Source organism: Streptomyces sp. NPDC026417 (assembly GCF_055567695.1).
On sequence record NZ_JBVHPY010000056.1, the window covers coordinates 1 to 9,905 of the forward strand.

A 9,905-nucleotide genomic window follows, 5' to 3' on the forward strand; every position below is an offset into this window, starting at 1 on the left:
CCGCAGCCCGCACCGCCGGCATCGGCCCATGCTTCGACCACTTCGATCTGGTCCAGGTTCTCCTCGATGACGTCTACCCCCGCCTCAGCCGAGACCACCGAGGGAAATCGCTCACCCCACCACGCAAACTCCGACCGGGGCAATAGCGCCCCTCGTCGAACTTCGCGACCGCCAGCGGCACGACCACTCCTCGAGGCGGATCACTGTCGAACACGCCCTCGCCGACCATAAACGCTGGAAACAACTCATCCGCTGGACCCACCGCCGCAACCGGCTGCCCGACACCCAACGGGCCATCGCCGGCCTCGTCTCCGACCGCACAGCCACCGTCTGAAAACACACCACGACCGCGCAGACATGACTCATCCGCTATCACGCACCAACTCGTTATAACTACTCCCAACCGTGCCGATGGCTGCACGAGCGGAACATCATTCCCCCACCGCCCGCCGCGGCGTCGAGAAGAGCAGGACGTAGAGCATCGCGGCAAACACCGCCCCGTCAGTCATGTTCGCGACCCCACCGCACGGCGGACGAACTCGGGCCGGCGGTAGCAACGGCTTTGCCAGCTCCCACAGTCCACCCGAAACGATCCGAGCATGGCCTGGTCGACCTACTACGAACGAATCCCGGGCCAAGCGGGTTCGCGGTGTGGCGTACCGTCCCGTTCCGGGAAGGGTGGGGGAAGCTGTGACGCACCGCGTCAAGGGAGAGGATGGACAGGTGACGGTCACGTCGGTTGATAGGGGTGCGAGGGTGCGCCGGTTCAGTGGTGAGGACCGGGCAGCAGTTTTGGAGTTGATTCATGCGGACCTGCTGCCCGGTCGGCCGGTTGCTTCACCAGCTGTTTTCGAAGGGGCTCTGCAAGCAGGCGCAGGTATCGAGGTCGGGGACTGTGGCGTACTGGTCTCGGCAGACGGAACGATCCTGGGTGCCGTGTCCTACGGCGTGCGCGCGGGAGATGGTGCCGGGATGCTGCGGTGGCTGCACTGTGTAGAGGATGAGCAGCCTCTCGCCGAACTGCTGGTCACTCACACGCTGGCGCAGCTAGGTCGGCGGACAACCGTGCATGCCTACGCCGAACCGACCAGGCTGGCACCCGCCGGGTTGCCAGTACGCAACCGTCCGGGCACCCGCCGGGCGCTGGAGGCTTGTGGATTCTCCGGTACCGAGCACTCGCGCTACCTTCACCACCGCCTGGACACGCTCAGCCCCCGCTTGTACGCGATCGCCGACCTCGTCCAACGCCCTTCTGGAGGGTGGCAGCTGTACCTGCGCGAGCGTGACGGCACCCGGATCGGTGAAGCCTTCATCAGCGCCCCGGTTGACGGCACTGTCGTTTTGGAAGGGATCACCCTGGCCCGGGAGCGCCGGCACCTAGGGCATATCCTGCTGGAGCAGTGCCTGACCAATCTCGCCGACCGCGGGATCCACCATGTCACCGCCTGCCTGGAGGCTTCAGAGGGGCAGCCCGACCACGAGGCTGCCCTCTACCTCTACGAAGCCGCCGGTTTCACTGTGGTCGACCAGCTCCACTCCTACACCCGCTGCCCCTGACCTGGAAGCGCTGCCTGGCCACGCGTCGAGTGTCCACGGCTATCGTTGGCGAAGCCGCTGGTAACGTCGTCGTATACCGCTGCCCCCACACCGCTGATGGTTGGAGCCGTCGACCATATCGTTTCCGTGGACGAGGCTTGACGCGTCTATGCCCTCGGCGACTGCTGCGACGATCTCCAGGCCGTGACGGCCCACGTGTCCAGTGTCAGTGGCCGGTCCACCGGTAGCACGAGAGTGGAGCGCCACAACACCATATCGGCGATCTACCCTGGTGGAACTGCGGATCCCTCAGGGTAGGTACGTATCGACACCGACGGTGGCGTCCATGTCCTGGGACTGACCTGAGAGATCAACCACGACGGTACCGCGACGCTGCGCCGGGCCCTGGAGGCCCCTCCCGGCACCTCGTGTCGTAGTCGACCGCGGCCGGGACTCTCGTCAAGTGATACCGCCGACCGACACCACAGCCGTGGTGCGCGCTGTGTGGGGCGTGCCCGCATTGCTGCGCTCGTGGGGCCCGCGGCATCGGTGCCATCCCTCTCTGAATGACGACGCGGGACGCGATTTCAGGCAGTCCGTTCCCACTCGTTGGCTCGGGGCGAGAACGGCCGGAGCGACTTCTCTTGCGTGGTGCGGGCGGTCTTCAATAGCACATGCCAGGAAGTGACCGTCGGGCGTCGGCGCAGCAGGCTGCGGCGCTCACGTTCGGTCATGCCTCCCCAGATGCCATGCTCGATGCGGTTGTCGAGAGCGAAGGAGAGACATTCGGTACGGACCGCGCAGTCGGTACAGAGGGCCTTCGCATGGTTTTGGGCTGCACCTTCAACGAACAGCACGTCGGGGTTGGAAGTGCGGCACTTCGCCCATGCTTCCCACTCGTGATCGCCCGTACTCATATGGGTCGCCTTCCTGAAAAGTCTCCCTCACGTACGGAGGGCCCTGCGCAGACTGTATGCCCCGGGTTGAGGAAACTCAGATGCTGCGTCGAGTCCCAATCTTTACGAGGACGGCGCGGTTGACAACACGGTGACTGACCCTCCCCGGAGCGGGTCCGCGATGTCGCCGTGACCTTGTGCGTCGGCTACTCGCCTGCCACCGGCCGTCAGATGCCGTGCTGCCCTGGTATCTCGGTGTTACTGCTCGGCTCTTGCCTGCTGAGTCCTCTGAGCTTGGCCGGGCGGATCATCGGGGGCTTTGTAGTGGCCCGTGCAGAGACGCTGCCCGAGGTATGTCTACACTCCGGACGGTGCGCTGCAGCCGCAGGAACTCGGCGCAATGTCGACGGTCGGCTACCGGCCGGCAATGCCGAGTGCTATTCGCAGGGCATGCACTCGATAAGAGTTCCATTGCCTTATTAGGTGGGTTGCGTTCAAAACGGAGCCTACCCCTTTATAACCCTAGAGATGCAACTCGCTCCATCGTCTGCCCACTATACGCAACCCGGTAACGGAAATTTTAGGCCCTCAATTGCCCCCTCTTCCAATAAACTCCCGTATCAACCCATATAAGATCAACATCACTAGCCACACTGCGAGAACTCCAAGAAACCAGAGGATTACCTCAGCAGCGAGCTGGTCGGCTGCAGTCACAACACTCCCTCTACCCTGCATTCACCGCTCGCCACACTGCCACACCGAAGACACTCTCGCGCGAGTAGTTAATACTCATTATCACGATCACAAATATGGCCACCATGGCAGATATGTGAAAATATAGATGCCCATAAGCAAGGTCTGTTGGGCGCTCGTAAACGATCGAGGAGTGCTTCCGTGCAGAAAAAACGAGTGGGGTGCCTTCGCGAGTAATAGGTGCGCCCGCAACTCGAGCCGGTACCGAACATCGCGCTGGTCATGCTCACTGACCCTCCTCAACAGCTTTGTCGCCGACGAACCAATGAGCATTTTTAGCGTTGCGTTTCCGGGGTGAGGGTGGCTTTGGCGATTGCCGTGTTTCTTGCGCCTTGTCGGCCAGAACGGGGATGCCGAGCCGGATGCAGGTGGCAATGATCCGGTGCGTGCGGGCCGCGTCCGGCCGGTCAGCACGGGTGAGATCCACACCATCGTCCCGCCGCAAGCCGTGATGACCTGCAGGTTCACGCTCTTCCTGCGGTGCTTTACATGGTCGAGGGTCACCAAACGAGACACGACCCCCACCGCGACCGCTACTTCAAGCCCCAGCGCCTCCATGCGGACAAAGCCTGCGACCGCGGCGACCTGCGGAAATGGTGAAGTGGCAAACGCATCGGGATGCGGATCGCGCAAGGGAATCGATTCCAGCGAACGATTGGGCTCCGCTGGGTATCGAGCGGACGATATCCTGTCTGGTCGGCTACCGCCGCCTGAGTCCTCGCTACGAGGGTGACCCCTGCAACTACTTGGCCTTTCTCGGACTGCGGGCGGCCTTATGCTGCTACAAACGGCTCGTCCGCCTCACCACGCACCAACTCCTTTTCTGCGGGTGGGCAGCCGCCAGGCTGGGCGTGGCTGCCGGGGCGGGCAAGCTTGCGCCGCTGAGGGTTTGAGCGAGTCGAGGAGGGCGAGCATGGCCTGTTGCTGCCTTTTAGGCGTCCTGGTCAAGCTCGACCAGGAGATCCCGGCAGACCTGCAGGTGCACCTGAGCCTCGACAACTACGCCACCCAGAAGACTCGGCCATCAAGAAAATCCTGCCGCCGTCGATCTCCGTCACGTCTTGGTGGAGTGGGTGACGATGCTGATCGTCACCCGTGAGGGTGGCCGCAAGTGCAAGCTGCCGCTGTCCGTGACCTGGCCGCTGTACCGGATCCGCGCGGACGAGCCGTGCTACTCGCAAAAGCACCGCACGCACGGCATGAATGTGCAGGTCATTGCCCGCCCCGACGGGACACCGCTCTGGTTCTCCCGTGCGACGCCGGGCCGCACACACGACCTGACCACGGCCCGGGCCCACGGCATCCTCCAGGCCTGACTCACCCGACAGATCCTCCTCCTGGCGGACCGCGCTTACCAGGGCGACGGCGCGACCTTCCGCACCCCCTACTATCACCACCGCGAACAACCCGAGCACTACCAACAGTTCAACCGCAACCACGCCCGGCTACGAGCCCCCGGCGAACTCGGCTTCGCGCAGCTGAAGTCCTGGCGCCTCCTCCGACGAGCCAGATGCTCCACCCGCCACATCGGCACCATCGTCCAAGCCGTCCAACCTCTACTGACCTGCAGCTATTCAGGATGAAAGAGGCTCAATAAAAAGGGCTGCAGAATCGCTTCCACCAACGTCGCAGTCCTGATCACGGCAGAGAATCGACGACTCTTGGAACATCTCCGAGGTGGGACCAGAATCCAGCAGGATGCCCTGGCTGGTCCACAGGCGGTTACACCAACGCCCGCTCCGACACCGCTGGGCAGCTCAAGCACGCTATGCCTTCAGTCGCCAGCCATCGCCGGCGCTACGAACTCGCCCTATCCCAAGCACTTCCCTGCCACCTCCCCCAGCCTCATCAATGATCAATTACTCACCATCGAAACGACTTCTTGCGTACGCCAGATAGCTGTAGCACGCGAGTGCGCCCTGATTTGGCATGTACATGATGAAAAGGAGCGGTCTGACACCATCGCTCCGGCCAGGCGCGCATCTGCAGTGGGTTGACGCCGTCAGGTACATAATTGTCCAGTGCCCCTTTTAGGAGAGAGCGCCAAAAAGATCAATCCGTCACATCTAGAACGTCATTCAGCAAAATGCACCGCGGCTCACACTTGCACCTCCGCTATAAACGCACCGCCGTACACGGAGCCGACCGATAAGGTGCGATCTGATAATCTTCTGCATGGATTCCTCCCACGCTTTCACGCCCAGGCTACTCAAAATGGACATCGCCATTGCAGCGAGGCTGGCGTTGTGTGGTCCCGTGCCACCACCGCCGTGGTGGCAGCCTCCCGGCCACTGGTCTAGTGCGGTGGCCACCTAGGTCCGGTGGGGGCAGTGTGGAGTGCATGAGTGCGTTCTTCTCCCATGACGCTTTTGATGGATCACCTGCCCTGAGACCCATGTTGGCAACAGTTGGCCCACCGCCAAGCCCGGAGATCGAGAGGGAATACGGGTTTGAGACCCTCTGGAACGGGGCGCGGGTGATCGTTCATCTTCCCGGCGACGGCAGTGTGCGGCTGCTGTCCTTCGGGCTGGACGTCACCTATCGGTACCCGGAACTGATAACCTCGGTCGGTCTACCGCCCGGCCTGGAGACAGTCTTGGACGGCGAGATCGTCACCCTCGATCACGGCGGTAGGCCATCGATTGAGCGGCTGCAGCAGCGCCTTAGCCTGCATCACCCCACGGCCGTTGCCCACGCCCGCGAGGACCTGCCCGTACACCTTATGGTCTACGACATCCTGCACCTCGGGGAGCCTACGGTGCACCTGCCCTACACCGCCCGCCGTGACCTCCTCAACGACCTCGCCATAGCCGGCCCTCATGTCACGATGCCTGCCGCATGGCCTGCTATGACCGCCTGGGCTATGGAGCAGACCCTCAGCGAAGGCTACGAAGGCCTCATTGCGAAAAAGCTTACTAGTCCCTACCTGCCCGGCCGACGTACCCGCAACTGGATAAAAATCAAGAATCTTAATCTTCCGGCTACCGAACGCGACGGGTAACTTCCCCAGTCAATGCGGCTGCAAGAGAACGAGAACAGTCAGCGGGTTGGCGCCTGCGGATGACCCGAGGTTAGGTCCCCCAATCACGTTTTCGCGGTCCTGTAATGGGGCCGCTGGTCTTCGGGTCTGTACCCGGAGAGACAAAGGCAGATGCGAAGGTGTCGCGGTGATCGCCGACGCTGCCCCACCTTCTGCGTTCACAGGAGCTGACGGACGAAAGATCACCGCCGAGGTCATACGAGGCCTGTTCACCCAGTTCTCCATCCTCGAGCGCATGCTCGGATCCCGGCTCAATCCTCCGGCCATCCCTGGCTCCTCTACGCTACGGATCCCCGGCCTGAAAGCCGGCCGCCGCAAACTCGCCGAACATCAGCCCTCCTTACGAGTTGGTGTGTGATAGCGGTTGGGCATGCTTGGGTATGTTTTACTGGTGAGGGGTGTGGCTGACTGTTCGGTGTTGACGCATCTGTTGTTCATGGGGATGTCGACAGCTCGTCTGTCGACTCTGGTTGGCGAGTTGGCCAGGCCGTGCGGGGGTGGGGCTTGAGGGGGTGGGTTCCAGGCGAGGGGTGGGGCGAGGGAGCGTGCATTGGGTGCCCGGGGCCCGGCGTCAGCTGGTCTTGGTGGACCGGCTGACAGCTACGCTCATGCACCTGCGGCACGATCTGCCGCACGCGGTCCTGGGTGTGCTGTTCGGCGTCGATCGCTCGACCGTCACCCGTGCTGTTGGCGAGGTCACGCGCCTCTGGGGGCAGCTGGCTGCTCGCGGAACGGGGCTTTGCTGTTCCCGACCGTTGTGGTCTGCGGCTTCGCACCCTGGAAGATGTGTTCGCCTATGCCCAGGCCCGAGGGTGTGGAGCGGCGTCTGGATGCCACCGAGGTCCAGGTTCGCCGGCCGGTGGCGGGCCGCGGCGGCCGCGGTGCCTTCGTCTCGGGCAACAAGAAGCAGAACACGATGAAAGCCACCGTGATTGCCGACCACCGCGGCCGCACTCTGTGGACCGACGCGTCACGGCCAAGACGCATGCACGACGCCACCGCCGCCCGCACCGCCGACATCGGCCCACGCTTCGACCACTTCAACCTGGCCCAAGTCCTCCTCGATGACGGCTACCTCGGCCTCAGCCGAGGTAGGCGAGGAAAGGCCTCAGCCCACCACGCAAACTGCGACCAGGGGCAATAGCACCGTTCGTTGAACTCCGAGAAGGCCAGCGACACGACCACTCGTCGCAACGGATCGTCGAACACGCCCTCGCCGACCACGAACGCTGGAAACAACTCCAGCGCTGAACCAAACCGTCTTGGTATCTGGCACGGGCATCCTCAACGTGGTCGTCCCGTCCCTGGCCGCGCGCGCTCGCCGCGGTCCACGAACAGTGCCGGGCCCTCAGGCAGCATCTGATCAGTCGACCAGCGGGTGGCATTCTTCGGCTTCTCCTCCAGTTTCCGCTCGACGACCGCATCGGTGATCTTCCGGGGGACGCCAGGCCCCAGCTCATCGAAACAACCGTCCAAGCCCAGTTCGAGAAAGCGCCTCCGCCAGGTGCGCACTGTGTCCGCCGTGACCCGCCGGCGTGACACCTCCATGATCGACCGCTCGTCCTCGCCTCCAGCACGATCCACGACCGCTGGGCCAGCACCTGAACCGTCACGCGGCGACGCACCCAATCCTCCAGCACAACCCGCTGAGCCTCGGTCACCGACAACAGCGGAATCTTCGAACCCGGACGACTCATACCGCACCAACGACGAATCTCCGACACAGATCACCAGTTTGCTACTCGAGGTAGAAGAAGACCCATCCTCAACGACATACTTTGCGGTGCCGAGCCGCACAGTGCATGCACCTGCCACCGTCTCAGGATTAACCGGCAACACGCGAGGCATTTTGAGCGGTACATGCGGCATTCGGAGCGATGCTTCACGGTGCCCGTAGAATATCAAATTCATCCGCCAAATAAGATGACCTGGACACTACAGAGGAATACGCAAGGCCATTCATTGCGCCGATGTGATGCTTACCTAAAGCATAAGTTGAACCCAGCACGGACATGAACAACAAAAAATCCCTGAAGGCCTCAGGGAATGTTGGCAGGCAGGCAGTCACTTCAACCGCCGTCACGCTGGCCACGTTTGAGACGTCAGGGGTTCCCCTTATTTATAGAAGAGCATGGCCTTACCGGACCGTCTGGCGAGCAGCTCCGCTTCTCCAAGAGCAGCCCGTGCTCCCGGGCGGCGGGCTCGGCCGCCCGGAGCGTCGAGCCGTCCGGCGAGACCCTCGGCGGCTACCGGGACAGACTCGTTGTCGCGCAGAACGCCGCTGACGCCGCGGCCAGGGCCTGTAGTCCACGGGCCGAGTGGACTGCGACTCTTCCGTGCGAGCGCGACCCAGTGGCGGAATCTTGAAAACATAGTAGACATAACAGACATGGTCGCGATGGGCGGCGTGAGGCCGGTCACGCACCTGGCACGTCAAGGAGGAACGTCATGATGCACTCCGAGCAAATGAGTCCTGAGATGAAGAAGTGCGTGGACGCTTGCCTGGCCGCCTACAGCATGTGTGAGGAGACAATCAACCACTGCCTGCAGCAGGGCGGCGAGTACCTCGACCCAGCCATGATGCGCATCCTCATGGATTGCACCGACATGACACGCATGGGCGCAGACATGTGTATGCGCATGTCGCCCATGAGTAAAGATGTCTGTACCTTGTGTGCGCAGGCCTGCGAGACGGCCGAGCAAGCATGCATGCGCATGGAGAACGACCCGCAAATGAGGCGGTGCGCAGAAGCCTGCCACGCCTGCGCAGAGGCCTGTCGGTCCATGACTAGCATCCGCGCCTGATTCCAGAGCCAGCCCCAGCGGCCCAACTGCGGGACCGCAACGGTTGTGCCCCATCAGCCTCACCAGCTGGCTCCTCCAGGCGTGGGCCCGCTGGAGCTCCGCGCCCACGCCTCGACCGCGGTGTGGGTCGTGTCTCGTTTGGGGGTGACCGGCCGCCATGGCCTTCAGCCCTTCGCTGTCGGGGATGTTCGCGGCGGAGAGACCGACTGCCAGGGGCAGTCCGTTCACGTCCGACAGGACGTGCATCTTGGCACGGAACGGTGCTGGTCATGGTCGACCAGCCGGCCTCGATCGGGGCCCTGCCGCTGGCGGTGGCGAGGGGCATGGGATGCCCCTCGCCTGCCTTCCGGGCCTGACGATGCTGCGGATCACCGATCTTTACCCCGGCGAAACCAAGACCGACGCGAGGGACGCGTTCATCATCGATCGACGCCGCCCGCGCCATGCCCCACACTCTGCGGGCGATCGCCGAGCTGGAGATGATCGCGGGCTTCGACGACGACCTGGCCAGCGAAGCAACCCGCTGCACGGCCTGCTGACCCAGATCTACCCCTCGCTGGAACGGGTGCTGGGGCCGCGACTTCAGCACCCGGCCGCCCTCATTGCTGCTGGAACGGTTCGGATCTCCGCCCAGATCCGCAAGGCCGGACGGTGCCGGCTGTGGCCACCCTGCTGCGGCTGAAGGCGCGGAAGATGGCCGAACGGCTAGTCTTCCGAGTCAGGAATTCTGTTCAGATAGCTGGCGAGGCGTTCGAGGGTCTCGTCTGCGGTCTTGGTCCGCACGTAGGGCTTGGGATCGGTGTTCCACGCGGCGATCCAGGTACGGATGTCCTTCTCCAGCGTTTGGACGCTCTTGTGGACGCCGCGCCGTATCT

Annotated in this window: 6 protein-coding genes and 8 pseudogenes; 9 read left to right on the top strand and 5 right to left on the bottom strand. The window is 63.2% G+C overall.

What is annotated here, in order from left to right; genetic code table 11:
• Window positions 1-334: pseudogene (locus ACZ4NT_RS37655) on the top strand (transposase family protein); the annotation flags it as partial.
• A gap of 422 nt (window positions 335-756) precedes the next feature.
• On the top strand, window positions 757-1,557 hold the full coding sequence (locus tag ACZ4NT_RS37660) for a GNAT family N-acetyltransferase (RefSeq protein ID WP_467729890.1): 801 nt from the start codon (window positions 757-759) through the stop codon (window positions 1,555-1,557).
• A gap of 566 nt (window positions 1,558-2,123) precedes the next feature.
• Here the strand turns inward: ACZ4NT_RS37660 and ACZ4NT_RS37665 are convergent.
• Both ACZ4NT_RS37665 and ACZ4NT_RS37670 read right to left on the bottom strand, forming a co-directional pair.
• The gene (locus ACZ4NT_RS37665; protein ID WP_467729892.1) at window positions 2,124-2,453 is read right to left on the bottom strand and encodes a WhiB family transcriptional regulator; all 330 of its coding nucleotides are present in this window, start codon (window positions 2,451-2,453) and stop codon (window positions 2,124-2,126) included.
• Between the two features lie 1,054 nt (window positions 2,454-3,507).
• Window positions 3,508-3,671 (bottom strand): annotated as a pseudogene (locus tag ACZ4NT_RS37670) (IS5/IS1182 family transposase); the annotation flags it as partial.
• A gap of 3 nt (window positions 3,672-3,674) precedes the next feature.
• Here ACZ4NT_RS37670 and ACZ4NT_RS37675 point away from each other — a divergent pair.
• The 5 genes and pseudogenes from ACZ4NT_RS37675 to ACZ4NT_RS37695 form a co-directional block, all read left to right on the top strand.
• Window positions 3,675-3,994: pseudogene (locus ACZ4NT_RS37675) on the top strand (IS5/IS1182 family transposase); the annotation flags it as partial.
• A gap of 330 nt (window positions 3,995-4,324) precedes the next feature.
• A pseudogene (locus ACZ4NT_RS37680) lies at window positions 4,325-4,768 on the top strand (transposase family protein); the annotation flags it as partial.
• A gap of 758 nt (window positions 4,769-5,526) precedes the next feature.
• A complete protein-coding gene (locus ACZ4NT_RS37685) occupies window positions 5,527-6,186 on the top strand; it encodes an ATP-dependent DNA ligase (RefSeq protein WP_467729894.1) in 660 nt (219 codons plus the stop codon).
• Between the two features lie 166 nt (window positions 6,187-6,352).
• Window positions 6,353-6,583 (top strand): hypothetical protein, encoded by a 231-nt coding sequence (locus ACZ4NT_RS37690; RefSeq protein ID WP_467729897.1) that lies wholly within the window; start codon window positions 6,353-6,355, stop codon window positions 6,581-6,583.
• Between the two features lie 42 nt (window positions 6,584-6,625).
• Window positions 6,626-7,473 (top strand): annotated as a pseudogene (locus tag ACZ4NT_RS37695) (transposase); the annotation flags it as partial.
• 634 nt (window positions 7,474-8,107) lie between these two features.
• Here ACZ4NT_RS37695 and ACZ4NT_RS37700 read toward each other — a convergent pair.
• The gene (locus ACZ4NT_RS37700) at window positions 8,108-8,317 is read right to left on the bottom strand and encodes a hypothetical protein (RefSeq protein ID WP_467729899.1); all 210 of its coding nucleotides are present in this window, start codon (window positions 8,315-8,317) and stop codon (window positions 8,108-8,110) included.
• 356 nt (window positions 8,318-8,673) lie between these two features.
• On the opposite strand from ACZ4NT_RS37700, the gene ACZ4NT_RS37705 reads away from it, so the two are divergent.
• Complete coding sequence (locus tag ACZ4NT_RS37705) at window positions 8,674-9,030, top strand: four-helix bundle copper-binding protein (protein ID WP_467729901.1); 357 nt, start codon at window positions 8,674-8,676, stop codon at window positions 9,028-9,030.
• A gap of 111 nt (window positions 9,031-9,141) precedes the next feature.
• Here the strand turns inward: ACZ4NT_RS37705 and ACZ4NT_RS37710 are convergent.
• Window positions 9,142-9,286, bottom strand: a pseudogene (locus ACZ4NT_RS37710) (IS5/IS1182 family transposase); the annotation flags it as partial.
• Here ACZ4NT_RS37710 and ACZ4NT_RS37715 point away from each other — a divergent pair.
• A pseudogene (locus ACZ4NT_RS37715) lies at window positions 9,285-9,691 on the top strand (IS110 family transposase); the annotation flags it as partial. The pseudogenes ACZ4NT_RS37710 and ACZ4NT_RS37715 sit on opposite strands and share 2 nt — an antisense overlap.
• A gap of 44 nt (window positions 9,692-9,735) precedes the next feature.
• Here ACZ4NT_RS37715 and ACZ4NT_RS37720 read toward each other — a convergent pair.
• Window positions 9,736-9,905, bottom strand: a pseudogene (locus tag ACZ4NT_RS37720) (IS630 family transposase); the annotation flags it as partial.